The sequence below is a fragment of the Escherichia sp. E1V33 genome (assembly GCF_004211955.1).
In the GTDB taxonomy this organism is placed as follows: Bacteria; Pseudomonadota; Gammaproteobacteria; order Enterobacterales; family Enterobacteriaceae; genus Escherichia.
The window spans coordinates 261,750-281,920 of sequence record NZ_RHJI01000005.1 but is presented as its reverse complement, the minus strand read 5'-3'; the positions used below and the strand labels follow the sequence as shown (position 1 = coordinate 281,920).

15 protein-coding genes and 1 CRISPR repeat array are annotated in these 20,171 nt (G+C 51.9%); of the genes, 6 read left to right on the top strand and 9 right to left on the bottom strand.

All coding sequences use genetic code 11. The annotated features are described in order from the left end of the window. Positions 1-40: 40 nt before the first annotated feature. The 7 genes from D9742_RS05815 to aqpZ form a co-directional block, all read right to left on the bottom strand. Positions 41-1,471 (bottom strand): SDR family oxidoreductase, encoded by a 1,431-nt coding sequence (locus D9742_RS05815; protein WP_130236283.1) that lies wholly within the window; start codon positions 1,469-1,471, stop codon positions 41-43. 10 nt (positions 1,472-1,481) lie between these two features. Continuing rightward, a complete protein-coding gene (gene ltaE, locus D9742_RS05810; RefSeq protein WP_130236282.1) occupies positions 1,482-2,483 on the bottom strand; it encodes a low-specificity L-threonine aldolase in 1,002 nt (333 codons plus the stop codon). Between the two features lie 36 nt (positions 2,484-2,519). Next, the gene (gene poxB / locus D9742_RS05805; protein ID WP_130236281.1) at positions 2,520-4,238 is read right to left on the bottom strand and encodes a ubiquinone-dependent pyruvate dehydrogenase; all 1,719 of its coding nucleotides are present in this window, start codon (positions 4,236-4,238) and stop codon (positions 2,520-2,522) included. 193 nt (positions 4,239-4,431) lie between these two features. Next, complete coding sequence (gene hcr, locus D9742_RS05800) at positions 4,432-5,400, bottom strand: NADH oxidoreductase (protein ID WP_130236280.1); 969 nt, start codon at positions 5,398-5,400, stop codon at positions 4,432-4,434. An 11-nt stretch (positions 5,401-5,411) separates the two neighbouring features. After that, entirely contained in the window at positions 5,412-7,064 is a 1,653-nt protein-coding gene (gene hcp, locus D9742_RS05795; RefSeq protein WP_130236279.1) for a hydroxylamine reductase, read from the bottom strand. A 143-nt stretch (positions 7,065-7,207) separates the two neighbouring features. After that, a complete protein-coding gene (gene lysO, locus D9742_RS05790) occupies positions 7,208-8,107 on the bottom strand; it encodes an L-lysine exporter LysO (protein WP_130236278.1) in 900 nt (299 codons plus the stop codon). 495 nt (positions 8,108-8,602) lie between these two features. Then, the gene (gene aqpZ, locus D9742_RS05785; protein ID WP_130236277.1) at positions 8,603-9,298 is read right to left on the bottom strand and encodes an aquaporin Z; all 696 of its coding nucleotides are present in this window, start codon (positions 9,296-9,298) and stop codon (positions 8,603-8,605) included. Positions 9,299-9,723: 425 nt separating this feature from the next. Between aqpZ and D9742_RS05780 the strand changes: the two genes are divergently transcribed. Continuing rightward, positions 9,724-11,382, top strand: a complete 1,659-nt coding sequence (locus D9742_RS05780; protein WP_130236276.1) for an ATP-dependent endonuclease — start codon at positions 9,724-9,726, stop codon at positions 11,380-11,382. Here D9742_RS05780 and D9742_RS05775 read toward each other — a convergent pair. Further along, positions 11,379-12,335 (bottom strand): VirK/YbjX family protein, encoded by a 957-nt coding sequence (locus D9742_RS05775; RefSeq protein WP_130236275.1) that lies wholly within the window; start codon positions 12,333-12,335, stop codon positions 11,379-11,381. The genes D9742_RS05780 and D9742_RS05775 overlap by 4 nt on opposite strands. Before the next feature lie 151 nt (positions 12,336-12,486). Between D9742_RS05775 and macA the strand changes: the two genes are divergently transcribed. Together macA and macB are read left to right on the top strand one after the other, a co-directional pair. Continuing rightward, a complete protein-coding gene (gene macA / locus D9742_RS05770; RefSeq protein ID WP_130236274.1) occupies positions 12,487-13,602 on the top strand; it encodes a macrolide transporter subunit MacA in 1,116 nt (371 codons plus the stop codon). Further along, positions 13,599-15,545 carry a macrolide ABC transporter ATP-binding protein/permease MacB gene (macB, locus tag D9742_RS05765; protein ID WP_130236273.1) on the top strand — a complete coding sequence of 649 codons (1,947 nt, stop codon included), beginning with the start codon at positions 13,599-13,601 and terminating at the stop codon, positions 15,543-15,545. Before macA ends, macB begins: the two co-directional genes overlap by 4 nt. 72 nt (positions 15,546-15,617) lie before the next feature. Here macB and cspD read toward each other — a convergent pair whose 3' ends face one another. Further along, positions 15,618-15,842 (bottom strand): cold shock-like protein CspD, encoded by a 225-nt coding sequence (cspD, locus tag D9742_RS05760; protein WP_064530179.1) that lies wholly within the window; start codon positions 15,840-15,842, stop codon positions 15,618-15,620. Between the two features lie 149 nt (positions 15,843-15,991). Between cspD and D9742_RS23340 the strand changes: the two genes are divergently transcribed. From D9742_RS23340 to clpA, 3 genes are all read left to right on the top strand, one after another. Beyond that, positions 15,992-16,066, top strand: coding sequence for a hypothetical protein (locus D9742_RS23340; RefSeq protein ID WP_214251107.1), 75 nt, complete (start codon positions 15,992-15,994; stop codon positions 16,064-16,066). A gap of 98 nt (positions 16,067-16,164) precedes the next feature. Then, positions 16,165-16,485: an ATP-dependent Clp protease adapter ClpS gene (clpS, locus tag D9742_RS05755; protein ID WP_000520781.1), complete on the top strand. Its 321-nt coding sequence runs from the start codon at positions 16,165-16,167 to the stop codon at positions 16,483-16,485. Positions 16,486-16,515: 30 nt separating this feature from the next. Further along, positions 16,516-18,792 carry an ATP-dependent Clp protease ATP-binding subunit ClpA gene (gene clpA, locus D9742_RS05750; protein WP_130222134.1) on the top strand — a complete coding sequence of 759 codons (2,277 nt, stop codon included), beginning with the start codon at positions 16,516-16,518 and terminating at the stop codon, positions 18,790-18,792. Positions 18,793-19,005: 213 nt separating this feature from the next. Further along, a CRISPR array of direct repeats spans positions 19,006-20,054; the repeat unit is 28 nt; unit sequence GTTCACTGCCGTACAGGCAGCTTAGAAA. Between the last annotated feature and the right edge of the window lie 117 nt (positions 20,055-20,171).

Sequence of the window (20,171 nt, the reverse complement as noted above, 5' to 3'; positions counted from 1 at the left end):
GCAATGGGAAACATGAAAGAATCACGCAGGTTTTTTTCGATTAATCTGTGATTTGTTCTGCAAGTCTGGCGATTCGTTTTGCCATGCCGCGAAAAATAAACAGATGTGCAGGGATCATGAAAAGCCAGTAAAACAGGCCTGGCATGCCGTGCGGATGCCAGAAAGCGCGAACGTCTATGGTGCGGTAGTCGCCTTTATCCTCCAGCGTAAAACAAAGTCGTCCCAGCCCCGGCGCTTTCATACCAAATAACAACGTAAGTTGTTTTTCCGGTTCAACGACAATCACTTTCCAGCTATCTACCGCATCGCCCGTCTGCAAATATTCCCGCTCAGGGCGACCTTTCGCCAGTTTATGACCGATCGCACGGTCCATCAGTGCCCGGGTCTGCCACAAAATATTGCCAAAGAAGTAACGCTCTTTACCGCCGATTTGATTGACCACCCGCCATAGCGCCTGAAGGCTGGCGGAAGTTTTAACCGTAAAACCGGCCTGTTTGGCGAAATAACCGTATTCTGGTCGCCAGCGAGCAAAAGCCTGCGCGTCATATCCCCAGTCGCTGGAGTTGACCAGTTTTTCTTCCTCTTTCAACGTGCTACGTACCGCGTCATCGAAAGCGATCAGTGGTTGTGGAATGAGCGCACGTAACGCGGTGTCATCTGCCAGCAGATCGTGTTTCAGCCCCTGAATCAACGCCTTGGCGGTGGTGGGCGGTACGGAAGTAATCACGTTGAGAAACCATACCGAAATCCAGCGGGTGGGAAAGGGAATGGGAATCAACCAGCGGCGCTTACCGCTCACGGTCATAAAATGTTCAAATTGTTGTTGATAACTGAGCACCTCTGGCCCGGCGGCTTCGAAGATGCGATGTTCGCAGGCTGGATGGTCTAACAGCGCCACCAGATAGTGCAGCAGGTTTTCCAGCGCGATGGGCGTGGTGCGTGAGCGTACCCAGCGTGGCGGCGTTAACACTGGCAGGTTGTAAACCATATCGCGCATCACTTCGAACGCTGCGGAACCTGCACCAACGATAATTCCGGCACGTAATTCGGTCACCGGTACATTCGCTTCACGTAGAATGTCCGCCGTAGCCTGACGGGCGCGCAGATGGTCTGACTGCTCATGTGGCGGAGCCTGCAACGAACTGAGAAAAATTAATTGCTTAACTGGCACTTCGCGCAGCGCATCACGGACGTTGAGAGCAACCTGGCGCTCCTGAGCGATAAAATCACCGCCTTCGCCCATGCTGTGCACAAGAAAATAGACGGTATCGATACCCTGCAACAGGGCCGGAAGATTATCCGGCCAGCTAAGATCAACTTTATGGCAACTGACGTTTGCCAGTTGCAGCTTTGCAAGCCTGTCGACATGACGTGCCGCCGCCAGGATCTGATGCCCCTGCTGGCTGAGTGCCCGCACCAGATGCTGACCAATGTAGCCACTGGCACCGAGAACTAAAATGCGTTGCGGCACGTCTCCCTCCTTAACGCGCCAGGAAAGCGCGCCAGTGGGCGGCGACTTCAGCCAGTTGTTCACGCGAGACGTCAAGATGGGTCACCAGGCGGACAATCGGCGAGGCGTTAATCAGCACGTTTCTCGCTTTCATGTATTCGCCTAACGCGGCAGCATTTTCTTCCCCGACGCGGACAAACAGCATATTGGTGTCCTGACGCATCACATCCGCGCCTGCTTCACGCAGTTGCTCTGCCATCCAGGCGGCATTGTCGTGGTCTTCCTGCAAGCGAGCGACGTTATTTTTCAGCGCATACATCCCGGCGGCTGCCAGAATGCCGGACTGGCGCATCCCGCCACCTGACATTTTCCGCCAGCGAATGGCACGTTTAATGTAATCACGATTACCGACGAGTAATGAACCGACTGGCGTCCCAAGACCTTTCGACAGGCAAATGGTGAACGAATCACAATATTGCGTGATCTCTTTCAGTTCGCAGCCGTAAGCCACCACGGCGTTAAAGATGCGCGCGCCGTCAACATGCAGCGCCAGATTGCGCTCGCGGGTAAATTCCCATGCTTCTTTAAGGTATTCACGCGGCAGCACTTTGCCGTTGTGGGTGTTTTCGAGACTGAGTAATTTGGTGCGGGCGAAATGGATATCGTCGGGTTTGATTTTCATGGCGACTTTATCCAGCGGTAGCGTACCGTCAGCAGCCGCGTCGATGGGTTGCGGCTGAATACTGCCCAGCACGGCTGCGCCACCGGCTTCAAACAGATAGTTATGCGCGGCCTGACCGACAATATACTCTTCGCCGCGTTCGCAGTGACTGAGCAGAGCGACCAGGTTGGCCTGAGTGCCGGTAGGCAGAAAAATGGCGGCTTCTTTACCGGAAAGCTCTGCCGCATAGTCCTGCAGAGCATTAACGGTAGGGTCGTCTCCGTAAACGTCGTCTCCAACCGGGGCGGCCATCATCGCTTCGAGCATGGCGCGGCTCGGTCGGGTAACGGTATCACTGCGTAAATCAATCATGGCATGTCCTTATTATGACGGGAAATGCCACCCTTTTTACCTTAGCCAGTTCGTTTTCGCCAGTTCGATCACTTCATCACCGCGTCCGCTGATGATTGCGCGCAGCATATACAGGCTGAAACCTTTGGCCTGTTCAAGTTTGATCTGCGGTGGAATGGCTAACTCTTCTTTGGCGACCACCACATCCACCAACACCGGACCATCGATAGAGAAGGCGCGTTGCAGGGCTTCATCGATTTCAGAGGCTTTTTCTACACGAATACCCGTAATGCCGCACGCTTCGGCGATACGGGCAAAGTTGGTGTCGTGCAGCTCAGTACCGTCTGTCAGGTAGCCTCCGGCCTTCATCTCCATCGCCACAAAGCCCAGCACGCTGTTATTAAAGACGATAATTTTCACCGGCAGTTTCATCTGCACCACCGAGAGGAAATCGCCCATCAACATACTGAAACCGCCATCGCCGCACATGGCGACCACCTGACGTTCCGGCTCTGTTGCCTGCGCGCCCAGTGCCTGAGGCATGGCATTAGCCATCGAACCGTGGTTAAAAGAACCTAACAGGCGACGCTTGCCGTTCATTTTCAGATAACGTGCTGCCCACACCGTTGGCGTGCCGACGTCACAGGTAAAGATGGCGTCATCGGCGGCAAAATGACTAATTTGTTGCGCCAGATATTGCGGGTGAATGGCTTTCTCGCTCGGTTTAGCTAAATCGTCCAGCCCTTTGCGGGCATCGCGGTAATCTTCCAGCGCTTTATCCAGAAACTTGCGATCGGTTTTTTCTTCCACGAGCGGCAGCAATGCACGCAGAGTCGATTTGATATCGCCGACCAGTGCCATATCCACCTTGCTGTGAGCGCCGATGCTGGCAGGATTGATATCAATCTGAATAATTTTGGCATCGGTCGGGTAGAACGCGCGGTAGGGGAACTGGGTGCCGAGCAGCACTAACGTGTCGGCGTTCATCATGGTATGGAAACCTGACGAGAAGCCGATTAACCCGGTCATTCCAACATCATATGGATTATCGTATTCGACATGTTCTTTACCACGCAGGGCATGAACAATAGGCGCTTTAATTTTCGCTGCAAACTCAACTAACTCTTTATGCGCCCCTGCGCAGCCGCTGCCGCACATCAGGGCGATATTACTGGAGTAACGCAGCAGTTGCGCCAGTTTACGTAACTCTTCTTCTTCCGGGGTGATAACGGGCAAGGGGGCGTGATACCAGTGGGTAGTAGCCCCTTCTGGCGCAGGTTTTAACGCCACGTCGCCCGGTAACACGACAACGGAAACGCCACGGTTTAGCACCGCTTTGCGCATGGCAATCGCCAGCACTTGTGGGATCTGCTCCGGGCTGGAAACCAGCTCACAATAGTGACTACATTCGCGGAATAGCTCTTGTGGGTGGGTTTCCTGGAAATAGCCGCTGCCAATTTCGCTGGAGGGAATATGAGCGGCAATCGCCAGTACCGGAACGTGATTGCGGTGGCAATCGAACAGGCCGTTGATTAAGTGCAGGTTGCCTGGCCCGCACGATCCGGCGCAGACCGCCAGTTCCCCGCTAAGTTGGGCTTCAGCGCCAGCGGCAAAGGCCGCAACTTCTTCATGACGGGTGGACATCCACTCGATGGTGCCCATGCGATTAAGACTGTCGCTAAGGCCGTTAAGAGAGTCGCCCGTGACTCCCCAGATGCGTTTGACCCCTGCCGATTCGAGCGTTTTGGCGATATAAGCTGCAACCGTTTGTTTCATGGTTTTCCATCTCCTGAATGTGATAACGGTAACAAGTTTAGTTCATCTGACGGAGGGGGAAGGTTAGAGGGGAAAATGAGTGCGAACGGTTCCTTGCAGACAAGGAATGGATGAAACGAGCGCGGGCGGTCCCCTCTCCCCATTGGGGAGAGGGTTAGGGTGAGGGGAAAAGCCCGCTCCAGAAGTAATGTGATTACGCGAGAACCAAATCCCCCTGCGGATGGCAGGAGCAGGCCAGTACGTAACCTTCAGCGATTTCGGCGTCGGTCAGCGTCATTGTACTGCTCACCGTATATTCACCGGAAACCACTTTAGTCTTACAGCAGCCGCAAACACCCGCACGGCAGGCGGCGACAACCGGAACGTTATTGCTTTCCAGCGCCTCCAGTAGCGTGGTGCCAACCGGGGCGTAAAATTCTTGCGCCGGTTGCAGTTTGGTGAATTTCAGACCGCTGGTCGCCGCTTCCGCTACTGGGGTGAAGAATTTCTCTTTAAAGAAACGCGTCACGCCGAGCGCTTTCACTTCCTGCTCTACCCAATCCATATACGGAGCCGGGCCACAGGTCATCACGGTACGTGAAGCTAAGTCAGGGATACCTGCCAGCAGTTCGCGAGTGAGACGACCAGCGATAAAGCCTTCTGTAACGTTATTTTCTGCCACCAGCGTTACCGGATAGTTACGCCACTCATCGGCGAAAATAACATCCTGCGGCGTACGCACGTTGTAGATCACCTGCACATCGGCCTGTGGACGGTTCTTCGCAAGCCAGCGACGCATCGACATAATCGGCGTGACGCCGCAGCCTGCCGCCAGCAACAGGAATTTATCTTCTGCTTTATCGTCGCAGGTAAATTCCCCCATCGCGTCCGAAAGCCAGAGATAATCACCACGTTTTACATCGCGGGTCAGCCACTGGGAGCCGACACCGTCATCAATCCGCCGCACAGTCAGGGTGATATATTCACTCACGCCTGGCGTGGAGGAGATGGTATAAGCACGCAGCGTTTCCGCTGAGTTACGCACGCTGACCAGTGCATATTGCCCGGCGCGATATGGGTAGTAATCGTGGCAAATCAGGGAAATCGTCCACACATCCGGCGTTTCTTGCTTAATGTGATGAACCTGCATCCGCCACGGGCATTGATTCGTTGGCATCGTCATCTGCTAACTCCTTACGCGCTCAACAGTTGCTTCATGTCTTCTTCAACAGTGGTGATAGAACGCAGGCCGAATTTCTCGTTCAGCACCGCCAGCAGATCTGGTGTCAGGAAACCAGGTGCAGTCGGGCCGGTGACGATATTTTTCACGCCCAGAGAAAGCAGCGTCAGCAGAATGACAATCGCTTTCTGTTCAAACCAGGAGAGCACCAGCGACAGCGGCAGATCGTTGACACCGCAGCCCAGTTTTTCTGCCAGCGTCACCGCCAGAATAATCGCTGAGTAAGCATCGTTACATTGACCTGCATCCACCAGACGCGGCAGACCTTCGATGTCGCCAAACTCAAGTTTGTTAAAGCGATATTTACCACAGGCGAGAGTCAGGATCAGGCAGTCATCCGGCACGCTGGTGGCGAAATCGGTGAAGTAGTGACGTTCGCCGCGTGCGCCGTCACAGCCACCAAGCAGGAAGATATGACGCAGTTTTTCACGGCTCACCAGATCAATCAGCGTATCCGCTGCGCCAAGCAGCGTCTGGCGGCCAAAGCCCACGGTGATCAGGTGCGGAATTTCGCTGTATGGGAAGCCTGCCATTTGTTGCGCCTGGGCAATGACCGCAGAGAAATCATCACCGTCCAGATGACGCACGCCCGGCCAGCCAACGATGCTGCGGGTCCAGATACGATCGTCATAAGCCCCTACGGTTGGATCGATGATGCAGTTCGAGGTCATCACGATGGGGCCAGGGAAGCGAGCGAACTCAACTTGCTGATTCTGCCAGCCGCTGCCGTAGTTACCGACCAGATGTTTGAATTTACGCAGCTCCGGGTAGCCGTGCGCAGGCAGCATTTCGCCGTGGGTGTAGACATTAACGCCCGTGCCTTCGGTCTGTTCCAGCAGGTTGTAGAGATCTTTAAGATCGTGACCGGAAATCAGGATGCATTTACCCGCCGTCGCTTTGACGTTGACCTGAGTTGGCGTTGGGTGACCGTATTTACCGGTTTCGCCTGCATCCAGAATGCTCATTACTTTGAAGTTCATCTGGCCGATTTCCATTGAACACTCGAGAAGCGCGTTCATATCGGCAGGCCAGGTCCCCAGCCACGCCATGATTTTATGGTACTGGGCGTAAATATCGTTGTCGTATTGACCGAGAACGTGTGCGTGTTCCATATAGGCCGCCGCACCTTTTAGGCCATACAGGCAGAGCAGACGCAGGCCGAGAATGTTTTCGCCAATCGCCGCTTTATCTTTGTTAGGGGTAAATTCTGCTGCCTGACGTTGCAGCTGGCCGAGATCGTCGCTCACCAGTTGCAGGTCAGCCATCGGGTTATCGACGCGGGCGTTTGCATCTACAGCCAGGCATTGTGCTTTCAGCGCCTCGCGCAGGGCAATTGCTTCTCGAGCATAGCCGACAATACGCGGAGAATCGAAGTTAACGTTGGTCAGGGTTGAAAAAAATGCGCGTGGCGCGAAGCTGTCTACATCGTGGTTGATGATGCCGTATTCACGCGCTTTTACCGCCCAGGCAGAAAGCCCTTGCAGCGCTGCAATGAGTAAATCCTGAAGGTCAGAGGTTTCCGCCGTTTTACCACACATCCCCTGCGCGTATGAGCAGCCGTTTCCTGCCGGAGTACGGATAGTTTGTTCACATTGCACACAAAACATGATCACACCTTTTAAAGTTATATTTAATATACATGTTTAAGGTTAAGACGCTTAACGCGGGGATAAAAGGGATTTTTAGTGCAACTTTAAGGGAGATTGATTTAGCGCAATTTTGGCGGCAGGGATCTACCGCCAGAGAGGTATTATGCGGAGAAAAAGGCGATGAGAATCGGTACTAACAGGCTAAGAATAAAGCCGTGAACAATCGCCGCCGGGACCATATCCAGCCCGCCTGTACGTTGAAGAACGGGCAGGGTGAAATCCATTGATGTGGCACCACATAAACCCAGAGCAGTAGAGCGGCTGCGGCGAATTAGCCCTGGAATCAACATAATAGCAAGCAGCTCACGGGCCAGATCATTAAAAAACGCCGCGCTCCCGATTACCGGACCAAAAGATTCGGTCAATAAGATCCCTGAAAGAGAATACCAGCCGAACCCGGAGGCCATTGCCAGCGCGGTATTGATGGGAAGGTCAAGAATAAAGGCATTAATTAAACCGCCAATTAAACAACTGGCAACCACCACCACGGCGACAATCATTCCACGGCGATTAAGGACAATCTGCTTTAAGGTCATGCCATTGTTACGCAGCTGAATACCGACGAGGAAAAGTAACAGAATTAACGTGTATTCGCTGGCTTCCGTAGCGTGTTGCAAGAAACCTAATCCGCTAAGGCCAATAGCAAAACCAATCACCACCACACCGCAGAGTTTGAGGGACTCCAGTGCCATTGCAATACGCGACGGCAATTTCTCTTGCTGGTGGCTATTGCGCCATGGCAAACCGCGTTCCAGCCACAGTAAGGCGGCAATATTACACAGTAAAATAACGGTAATACTGACGGCAGAATAATGCAGAATCGCCAACAGGTTACTGGCGAGGTTATCGAGAAACGCCAGACTGATACCCATAAAAAAGAGAATGAGGTAAACCATCCAGCTTAATAGCTGGTTAATGCGTTTTAACGCAGCTTTTTGGCGAAGCGGAATGAGGTAGCCCACAATCAGGGGAACCAGAATGATTAACAACCCAGAAAACATGAAAACCCAGCCCTTGCAAAGAAAGAAGTCGAAATGCGCGATGACACACTACTGAAAGCGGAAGGACGAGTAAAGTTGCAATTAAAAGGAAATGTTATGCATAAGGAGCAGTAGAGTATTCGTTTTCATTTAAAGATATTCTTGCGCTTTAATTACAAACTGCACCGATGTTGGTGGCGTCAAAATCGCCGAGGCGTTCCCTGAAGGCCGGGGCAGCCCACATGGATGTGGGCTGAGGGCGCGTTTTACAGGGATGTTACCTCGCGCCCGACCCGGTAGCCGTAAGGGATAAGTCGAGGGCACCGCGCAGCGGCGATTTTGTTCGCCAGAGCCCGGGGGTGCAGGGGGCGGCGGCGATTGGCCGCCCCCTGCGCGCTCCTTGCGCCAGTGGCAATATGTGGTTTAGCTCATGAAAGGAGCGCAACAAGATGATGAATCAACATATAACAACATCTTAAAAAAAGGCCTGACATTACGCCAGGCCTTCTGCGTTAATTAATTACGCTTTTCCAGCAGAGTCCGGTAAATTAGACCACCGATAATGCCACCGACAATTGGCACCACCCAGAAGAACCACAGTTGTTCTAATGCCCAGCCGCCCTGGAAGATGGCAACCGCGGTGCTGCGCGCCGGGTTAACGGAAGTGTTAGTCACCGGAATACTGATTAAGTGAATCAGGGTTAAGGCCAGACCAATAGCGATCGGCGCAAAACCTGCCGGAGCGTATTTGTCGGTTGCACCGTGGATCACTAACAGGAAGCCCGCACTCAATACCAGTTCAACCACCAGTGCAGAAAGCATGGAATAGCCGCCCGGTGAATGCTCGCCATAACCGTTAGAAGCAAAGCCGCTTGCTGCCGCATCAAACCCAGCTTTACCGCTGGCGATTAAATACAGCAGTGCTGCCGCAACAATACCGCCGATAACCTGGGCTACTACGTAACCAATCACTTCTTTTGCCGGGAAACGGCCGCCAGCCCATAAACCAATAGTGACCGCCGGGTTAAAGTGGCCACCGGAGATATGACCGACAGCGAAGGCCATCGTCAGCACGGTCAGACCAAACGCCAGCGCGACACCGGCAAAGCCAATGCCTAATTCCGGGAACGCTGCCGCCAGCACGGCGCTACCGCAGCCACCAAATACAAGCCAGAAAGTACCAAAACATTCAGCTGCTAATTTTCTGAACATATCCACCTCAATTAAAAATTGACCCTGTGAAAAATATGGTCGTTTTATAGGGTCGTCGTAAAAAATGACGACAGAAATAATGCATTGGTATTTTAAAAACGAAGGCGAACCATTCGCCAGATAAATAAATCCAGTAATTTTGATTTAGGGCAACAGTCAGTTCCCCCATATAGTCATTTGCCTGATTGACAGTGTAGTGCAAACGGCTGAAATAAGCCTTTAGAGGTAATAAAAAATAATTTACAAGGTTAATTATTTGATTCTATTGTTTTTTTAAGGAGAGGCAACATAAAGACGTATAACACAATTATTCGCTCATTTTTCAGACATTTGCCATGCTTAATTGTGATGTCGTCACGTATTGTCTCGGCCTTTCCCGTTATACTGCCAGAGTAAAGGAAAAGTAACATATTTCTGGAGGGGATATGATTCTTGAGCGCGTTGAAATTGTGGGCTTTCGCGGTATCAACCGATTGTCTTTGATGCTGGAGCAAAACAACGTCCTGATTGGGGAGAACGCGTGGGGTAAATCCAGCTTGCTGGACGCCTTAACCCTGCTGTTATCGCCAGAGTCAGACCTCTACCATTTTGATCGCGATGATTTCTGGTTTCCGCCAGGTGATATCAATGGCCGGGAACACCATCTGCATATCATTCTGACCTTTCGCGAGTCGCTGCCAGGACGGCATCGTGTACGCCGTTATCGCCCGCTTGAGGCATGCTGGACACCCTGTACCGATGGGTATCACCGCATTTTTTACCGTCTTGAAGGGGAGAGTGCGGAAGATGGCAGCGTGATGACACTACGCAGCTTTCTTGATAAAGACGGGCATTCGATTGATGTCGAAGATATTAACGATCAGGCACGTCACCTGGTGCGGTTGATGCCAGTTCTGCGTTTGCGTGACGCCCGCTTTATGCGCCGCATTCGCAATGGAACTGTACCAAATGTACCTAATGTGGAGGTCACCGCGCGGCAGTTAGATTTTCTCGCCCGCGAGTTATCCTCACACCCGCAAAATCTCTCCGATGGACAGATTCGCCAAGGGCTTTCGGCAATGGTGCAACTGCTTGAGCATTATTTCTCGGAGCAAGGGGCCGGGCAGGCGAGATATCGCTTAATGCGTCGGCGAGCCAGCAATGAGCAACGGAGTTGGCGTTATCTCGATATCATCAACCGGATGATTGACAGACCTGGAGGGCGCTCGTATCGGGTCATTTTACTCGGCCTGTTTGCCACTTTATTGCAGGCAAAAGGGACATTGCGGCTGGATAAAGACGCGCGTCCATTATTGCTAATAGAAGATCCAGAAACCCGCCTGCATCCGATTATGCTTTCAGTTGCCTGGCATCTGTTGAATCTTTTGCCTTTACAACGCATTGCTACCACCAACTCTGGCGAGCTACTTTCGTTAACTCCAGTGGAACATGTTTGCCGTCTGGTGCGTGAATCTTCCCGCGTTGCCGCCTGGCGTCTGGGGCCAAGTGGCTTGAGCACCGAAGACAGTCGCCGCATCTCTTTTCACATTCGTTTTAATCGTCCGTCATCGCTGTTTGCTCGCTGCTGGTTGCTGGTGGAAGGGGAAACGGAAACCTGGGTTATCAACGAACTGGCGCGCCAGTGTGGGCACCATTTCGATGCCGAAGGGATTAAGGTCATTGAGTTTGCCCAGTCCGGGCTAAAACCACTGGTTAAATTTGCCCGGCGGATGGGGATTGAGTGGCATGTGCTGGTCGATGGCGATGAAGCCGGGAAGAAATATGCCGCAACGGTGCGCAGCCTGCTGAATAACGATCGCGAAGCTGAACGTGAACATTTGACAACGTTACCGGCGCTGGATATGGAACATTTTATGTATCGTCAGGGGTTTTCCGACGTGTTCCATCGCGTGGCGCAGATCCCGGAAAACGTGCCGATGAATTTGCGCAAAGTTATTTCAAAAGCGATCCATCGCTCTTCCAAGCCTGACCTTGCCATTGAAGTTGCCATGGAGGCCGGACGGCGCGGTGTGGAATCAGTGCCTACGTTGCTGAAAAAAATGTTCTCGCGCGTGCTATGGTTGGCTCGTGGTCGGGCTGATTAACCGCGAAACATCATGGCAATCTGAGGCTGAATAGCGTCGAGCATTTCGTAGCGTCGGCGGTATTCAGCCCGCTTTTTACTGGCGATCTCCGCAATCTCTTTTCGCGCTATTTGATCAGGAAGCCGATAATGCCGCTCTGCATCGCATTTGCCGCCAACCGACTCCCAGAACGCGTTATAGTCAGCATGGATTTTTCCTTCCTTATCGCGATAACGCAGGCTGCGGTAAATATGTGTTTCATTGCTGACAGCAATAATTTGTTCGACCTGTAAGCGTTGCGCAAAGAGGCAGACCGCTTCCATCACGAGTCGTTTGGGAAATAGCCCGTGGCAGGCTTTCGTCGCATTCTGGATCTGTTGGTGCGGAATTTCCCATTTCGCACCTTGCAGCCCGCCTATAAATAACGTCCTTTTCCGCTGATACTCACACAGTGTGAATGTGATCTCCGCCAGAGGAATACCTTCGTTGTTGCGGAACAGAATTGTGCTGTCACCTTCCTTATCCATTGAGATCATCATGGTCAGTTCAAGGGTGAACTGCTCGCCGTTTTTTCCTTCCAGCTTCGCAAGTTGCAGTCCCGGGGTGTTCAAATATAAGCTGAACTCTTCCGCCGACATGCACGCGCGCAGCAACGCATAATGGTAACGTAACGCCTCCAGCAATTGCTTACGGGTCATATTCACGGCAAGGTAAGGGCGATGCAGGCGAACCGGTAAGCGCGGCTGACGCATTAACAGCGTCCTGAGGTTAGGCCAGTGGGAGAGTTCGTTCATCCACTCAACGCTTAAACGCGGCATAATCAAAGAGCGCAGTAAAAATTTCTGGCGAAACCGACGGCGATGCCAGAATTTACCCGGCCGCCACTGACCCCCTGCCAGACTAAGGAAAAGAGACATGCTGCTAAGAGATTCAGATGGTGTAAATGCTCGTTCAGTGAACTGAGACATATTCATAAAATCAATGATTATACGTAACGCCGATTTCACCATCGGGCATCTTAACCAAACATCAATCGTGTGATTACTAACGTAAATTTTATATTTTTGTTGATGTTTCGTTGAAGTTGGCAGCCCCTTACGCGCATATGGAGCATTCAGAATATTTATGAAAAAGCGAAAAAACCTTAAGAAGCGTTACGTTATTGCGCTGGCGATCGTCATCGTCGCGCTGATTGCGTTGTGGAGAACACTCAATGCGCCAGTGCCGACTTATCAGACATTGATTGTGCGCCCCGGTGATTTGCAGCAAAGCGTGCTGGCGACCGGAAAACTGGACGCGCTAAGAAAGGTTGATGTAGGTGCGCAGGTCAGCGGGCAGTTGAAAACGCTGTCGGTGGCGATTGGCGATAAAGTAAAAAAAGATCAGCTTTTAGGGGTTATTGATCCTGAACAGGCAGAAAACCAGATCAAGGAAGTGGAAGCGACACTGATGGAGTTGCGTGCGCAAAGGCAACAGGCAGAAGCAGAACTGAAACTGGCACGGGTGACATACTCACGCCAGCAACGACTGGCGCAAACGCAGGCGGTTTCGCAACAGGATCTCGACACCGCAGCGACGGAGATGGCAGTTAAACAGGCGCAAATAGGTACAATCGACGCGCAAATCAAACGGAATCAGGCGTCTCTCGACACGGCGAAAACGAATCTCGATTACACCCGCATCGTTGCTCCGATGGCAGGTGAAGTCACGCAAATCACCACTCTGCAAGGGCAGACGGTAATTGCCGCACAACAAGCGCCAAACATTCTGACCCTGGCGGATATGAGTACCATGCTGGTGAAAGCACAGGTGTCGGAAGCGGATGTCATTCACCTGAAACCAGGTCAAAAAGCCTGGTTCACCGTGCTCGGCGATCCGCTGACGCGCTACGAAGGGCAGATTAAAGATGTGCTGCCAACGCCAGAAAAGGTCAACGACGCCATTTTCTACTACGCCCGTTTTGAAGTGCCAAACCCCAATGGTTTACTGCGCCTGGATATGACTGCGCAGGTCCACATTCAACTCGCTGACGTGAAAAACGTACTCACCATTCCGTTGTCGGCACTGGGGGATTCGGTTGGCGATAACCGTTATAAAATCAAACTGCTGCGTAATGGCGAAATACGCGAGCGCGAAGTGACGATTGGCGCGCGTAACGACACCGATGTTGAGATTGTCAAAGGGCTGGAAGCGGGCGATGAAGTAGTGATTGGTGAGGCCAAACCAGGAGCTGCACAATGACGCCCTTGCTCGAACTAAAGGATATTCGCCGTAGCTATCCCGCTGGAGACGAGCAGGTTGAAGTGCTAAAGGGCATCAGCCTGGATATTTATGCCGGTGAGATGGTGGCAATTGTCGGCGCTTCGGGCTCCGGTAAATCGACCCTGATGAATATCCTCGGCTGCCTGGATAAAGCGACCAGTGGAACCTATCGCGTTGCCGGCCAGGATGTTGCCAAGCTGGACGCCGATGCGCTGGCGCAGCTTCGTCGCGAGCATTTCGGCTTTATTTTCCAGCGTTACCACTTGCTTTCACATTTAACCGCCGAGCAAAACGTCGAAGTTCCCGCCGTCTATGCCGGACTTGAGCGTAAACAGCGATTGCTGCGCGCTCAGGAGTTGCTGCAACGACTGGGACTGGAAGAACGGCTGGATTATTACCCCGCCCAGCTTTCCGGTGGCCAGCAGCAGCGTGTCAGTATTGCTCGTGCGTTAATGAACGGCGGGCAGGTGATCCTCGCCGATGAACCTACCGGCGCACTGGACAGCCATTCTGGCGAAGAGGTGATGGCGATATTGCATCAGTTGCGCGATCGCGGACACACGGTGATTATCGTTACCCACGATCCACAGGTTGCGTCTCAGGCGGAGCGGGTGATCGAAATTCGTGACGGCGAAATTGTGCGTAATCCTCCTGCTATTGAAAAGATGAATACCGCCACGAGGACGGAACCGATAGTCAAAACGGTGTCTGGCTGGCGGCAGTTCGTCAGCGGTTTTAATGAGGCGCTGACGATGGCGTGGCGGGCGCTGGCAGCGAATAAAATGCGCACCTTACTGACCATGCTGGGGATTATTATTGGTATTGCGTCGGTGGTTTCTATCGTCGTAGTAGGCGACGCGGCTAAACAAATGGTACTGGCAGATATTCGCTCTATCGGCACCAACACCATTGATGTCTATCCCGGGAAAGATTTTGGCGATGACGATCCGCAATATCAGCAGGCGCTAAAGTACGACGATTTAGTCGCCATACAAAAACAACCGTGGGTCGCCTCTGCCACGCCCGCCGTCTCGCAAAACCTGCGTCTGCGTTATAACAATGTTGATGTTGCCGCCAGCGCCAACGGTGTGAGCGGCGATTATTTCAATGTCTACGGCATGACCTTCAGCGAAGGGAATACCTTTAATCAGGAGCAACTGAACGGCCGCGCACAGGTGGTGGTTCTCGACAGCAACACCCGTCGCCAGCTTTTCCCGCATAAGGCCGATGTGATTGGCGAGGTCATTCTGGTTGGTAATATGCCTGCGAGAGTCATCGGCGTGGCGGAAGAGAAACAGTCGATGTTCGGCAGTAGTAAAGTGCTGCGCGTCTGGTTGCCTTACAGCACCATGTCAGGGCGGGTTATGGGGCAGTCGTGGCTGAACTCCATCACTGTGAGAGTAAAAGAAGGCTATGACAGCAGCGAAGCGGAACAACAACTCACCCGATTGTTGTCGCTGCGCCACGGCAAAAAAGACTTCTTTACCTGGAACATGGACGGCGTCTTGAAAACAGTTGAGAAAACCACACGGACTTTACAACTGTTTTTGACGCTGGTAGCGGTTATTTCGCTGGTGGTAGGCGGCATTGGCGTTATGAATATTATGCTGGTGTCAGTAACCGAGCGGACGCGGGAAATTGGTATTCGCATGGCCGTTGGCGCGCGTGCCAGCGATGTTCTGCAACAATTTCTGATTGAAGCCGTGCTGGTTTGTCTGGTGGGCGGCGCGATGGGGATAATGCTGTCGCTGTTAATTGCCTTCACTTTACAGCTTTTTTTACCCGGCTGGGAGATAGGCTTTTCTCCACTAGCGTTGCTGCTGGCGTTTTTATGCTCAACCGTTACGGGCATTTTATTTGGCTGGCTACCTGCACGAAATGCGGCACGGTTGGATCCAGTGGATGCTTTGGCGCGAGAGTGATTTTTGAGATAAAAATGCCAGCCGATCGGGCTGGCATTTTGCCTTTAGGATGTACACAATGAGACAGAAGAGCTATGCGACTGCTACTTCTACTTCGACGGGCACAATAACACTGGCGTGATTGCCTTTTGGCCCTTGGTGGACATCAAACTGAACGGGTTGCCCAGCTTTTAGCGTTCTGTAACCATCCATCTGGATGGTGGAATAATGAGCGAAAATATCTTCGCCACCGCCTTCAGGGCAGATGAAACCGAACCCTTTGGCATTGTTGAACCACTTAACAGTACCCTTTTCCATGCTTCGACATCCTTCGCAAATCTTATACAAGTAAGATGGAATAAACCGGGGTCAGAGAGGGGGCAGTTCAAAACCTCGCCAACTCTAGAAATACAATTTAGAGAAATGGGGCGAGTCGTCAAGCGTTTGACAGGGGCCAGGGGGTAGGTATGCATCAAAAATTTGAAGCAGTTAACGCTATTGACAGTAATGTCACTGATGTCGCTTATACCAACGATAGATGATAATTATCTATCATGTGGAGTAGATTGGTCAGGCAAATACGCTCTTGTCAGCGGCAGAGCGTTCTGCCGGTAACCGTAACCGAAGATGATAACTGACAATGGGTAAAACGAACGACTGGCTGGACTTTGATCAACTGGCGGAAGAAAAAGTTCGCGACGCGCTAAAACCGCCATCTATGTATAAAGTGATATTAGTCAATGATGATTACACTCCAATGGAGTTTGTTATTGACGTGTTACAAAAATTCTTTTCTTATGATGTAGAACGTGCAACGCAATTGATGCTTGCTGTTCACTACCAGGGGAAGGCCATTTGCGGAGTCTTTACCGCTGAGGTTGCAGAAACCAAAGTGGCGATGGTGAACAAGTACGCAAGGGAGAACGAGCATCCATTGCTGTGTACGCTGGAAAAAGCCTGAATGCAGGTATAAAAATTGGGGGAGGTGCCTATGCTCAATCAAGAACTGGAACTCAGTTTAAACATGGCTTTCGCCAGAGCGCGCGAGCACCGTCATGAGTTTATGACCGTCGAGCACTTGTTACTGGCATTGCTCAGTAACCCATCGGCCCGGGAGGCGCTGGAAGCGTGTTCCGTGGACCTGGTTGCGCTCCGTCAGGAACTGGAAGCCTTTATTGAACAAACCACACCTGTTCTGCCCGCCAGTGAAGAGGAGCGCGACACGCAGCCGACCTTGAGTTTTCAGCGTGTATTGCAGCGTGCGGTCTTCCATGTTCAGTCCTCCGGTCGCAGTGAAGTTACCGGTGCGAATGTTCTGGTCGCTATCTTTAGCGAACAGGAATCGCAGGCGGCGTATTTGTTGCGCAAACATGAAGTCAGCCGTCTTGATGTGGTGAACTTTATTTCTCATGGCACGCGTAAAGACGAGCCATCTCAGTCTTCTGAACCAGGAAACCAGCCGGGCAGTGAAGAACAAGCTGGTGGGGAGGACCGTATGGAGAATTTCACGACTAACCTGAACCAGCTTGCACGCGTGGGCGGAATTGACCCGCTGATAGGTCGTGAGAAGGAACTGGAGCGCGCCATTCAGGTTCTCTGCCGTCGCCGTAAAAACAACCCGCTGCTGGTTGGGGAGTCTGGCGTCGGTAAAACGGCGATTGCTGAAGGTCTTGCCTGGCGAATTGTTCAGGGCGATGTGCCGGAAATCATGGCTGACTGTACGATTTACTCTCTCGATATCGGCTCCCTGTTAGCAGGCACCAAATATCGCGGCGACTTTGAAAAACGTTTTAAAGCGTTGCTCAAGCAGCTGGAACAGGATACTAACAGCATCCTGTTTATCGATGAGATCCATACCATCATTGGAGCGGGCGCAGCGTCTGGCGGGCAGGTAGATGCAGCCAACCTGATCAAACCGTTGCTCTCCAGCGGTAAAATTCGCGTGATTGGATCGACGACTTATCAGGAGTTCAGCAACATTTTCGAGAAAGACCGTGCTCTGGCGCGTCGCTTCCAGAAAATCGATATTACTGAACCGTCGATCGAAGAAACTGTTCAAATTATCAATGGACTGAAACCGAAGTACGAAGCGCACCACGATGTGCGTTATACCGCGAAAGCGGTGCGTGCGGCGGTGGAGCTGGCGGTGAAATACATTAACGATCGTCATCTGCCGGACAAAGCGATTGACGTTATCGACGAAGCGGGCGCTCGCGCACGTTTGATGCCGGTAAGCAAGCGCAAGAAAACGGTGAATGTGGCGGATATCGAGTCCGTGGTAGCTCGTATTGCACGTATCCCTGAGAAGAGCGTGTCTCAGAGTGACCGCGATACGCTGAAAAACCTTGGCGATCGCCTGAAAATGCTGGTCTTCGGTCAGGATAAAGCCATTGAAGCGCTTACCGAGGCCATCAAGATGGCGCGTGCGGGTTTAGGTCACGAACATAAACCAGTTGGTTCATTCCTGTTTGCTGGTCCAACCGGGGTCGGGAAAACCGAGGTGACGGTACAGCTTTCCAAAGCACTGGGTATTGAGCTTCTGCGCTTTGATATGTCCGAATATATGGAACGTCATACCGTTAGTCGTTTGATTGGTGCGCCTCCAGGATACGTTGGTTTTGATCAGGGCGGTCTGCTGACCGATGCCGTCATCAAGCATCCGCACGCGGTGCTGCTGCTGGACGAAATCGAGAAAGCGCATCCGGACGTGTTCAACATTCTGTTGCAGGTGATGGACAACGGCACGCTGACCGATAACAACGGGCGCAAGGCGGACTTCCGTAACGTGGTGCTGGTGATGACCACCAACGCCGGGGTACGTGAAACCGAGCGTAAATCCATTGGTCTTATCCAGCAGGATAACAGCACCGATGCGATGGAAGAGATCAAGAAGATCTTTACGCCGGAGTTCCGTAACCGTCTCGACAACATTATCTGGTTCGATCATCTCTCTACAGACGTGATCCACCAGGTAGTGGATAAGTTTATCGTCGAGTTGCAGGTTCAGTTGGATCAGAAAGGTGTTTCTCTGGAAGTGAGTCAGGAAGCGCGTAACTGGCTGGCCGAGAAAGGCTACGACCGGGCGATGGGCGCACGTCCGATGGCACGCGTCATTCAGGACAACCTGAAAAAACCGCTCGCTAACGAATTGCTGTTTGGTTCGCTGGTGGATGGTGGCCAGGTGACCGTCGCGCTGGATAAAGAGAAAAATGAGCTGACCTACGGGTTCCAGAGTGCACAAAAGCATAAACCGGAAGCCGCGCATTAATCAGATTTTTAGGTAGGTTGATGAAGTCCGTAATCTCGTCAGGGGTTACGGACTTTTTATTTATGGGGTGGAGGAGGTTCAGACCCTTTTTTTGATGATGATGGTAAGTTGTTGATAATTAGTGCTGCTGGAAGGTAAGGATAAAAAAGGGTGGCAGCAGGAAAATGAGATGGTTTTGCTTTATTAACAACGGGCTAAACGTGTAGTATTTGAGTTCACTGCCGTACAGGCAGCTTAGAAATGATCCTGCGCGGTGCTGATGGGCGCGTTAATGTTCACTGCCGTACAGGCAGCTTAGAAAATCATAAGCAGGTATTACGCGTATCATACAAAGTTCACTGCCGTAAAGGCAGCTTAGAAAATCTGTAATAAACGCTGCAATGGCGGTTTTACCGTTCACTGCCGTACAGGCAGCTTAGAAACAGGAAGCGACGATTGAACGGATTGTCTTATTGTTCACTGCCGTACAGGCAGCTTAGAAATCAACCTCTAAAGAATCCGCCACCGAGCGTTAGTTCACTGCCGTACAGGCAGCTTAGAAATGATGAACATCAGGAGTGGATTGACGAGAAGTGTTCACTGCCGTACAGGCAGCTTAGAAAAGAGTCTGAGCATCTGCCGCTTGAGTGGCAGAGTTCACTGCCGTACAGGCAGCTTAGAAATGCAAACAGCCAGGCATTCCGCGCGGATCACGGTTCACTGCCGTACAGGCAGCTTAGAAATGAAGGACGTCCCCCGAGCATTTGCATAGTACGTTCACTGCCGTACAGGCAGCTTAGAAAACCGAAACACCCTGGCTTTTCTTCAATCCCAAGTTCACTGCCGTACAGGCAGCTTAGAAAACGATAACAAACGTGGCATTATCTCCGGTACGGTTCACTGCCGTACAGGCAGCTTAGAAATGCCCGTAACAATTCGTTAAGTCTGTGTAATTGTTCACTGCCGTACAGGCAGCTTAGAAAAATCTGGCCATCGAGTGCGGGCTGGCTACAGAGTTCACTGCCGTACAGGCAGCTTAGAAAAGAAATGGAAAAGGCCATTTCTGAAAAAATAGGTTCACTGCCGTACAGGCAGCTTAGAAATCGTTCCGCCTGCTGACTGCGTTCAACAATCCGTTCACTGCCGTACAGGCAGCTTAGAAATGACTTTGATATTGCCGATCTTCATGCGGTATGTTCACTGCCGTACAGGCAGCTTAGAAAGGAAGAGATGGCGAAAAGTGATATTTCGGCTGGTTCACTGCCGTACAGGCAGCTTCACAAATACGATGATGGCAGAAATTTAGCTGCATTATGGCGTTCTCAACTCCGAACCATTAGCTGCAACACACAATAACAATTGTGATAATTGCGATAAAAATCAATTTCTCGCACAGAAAT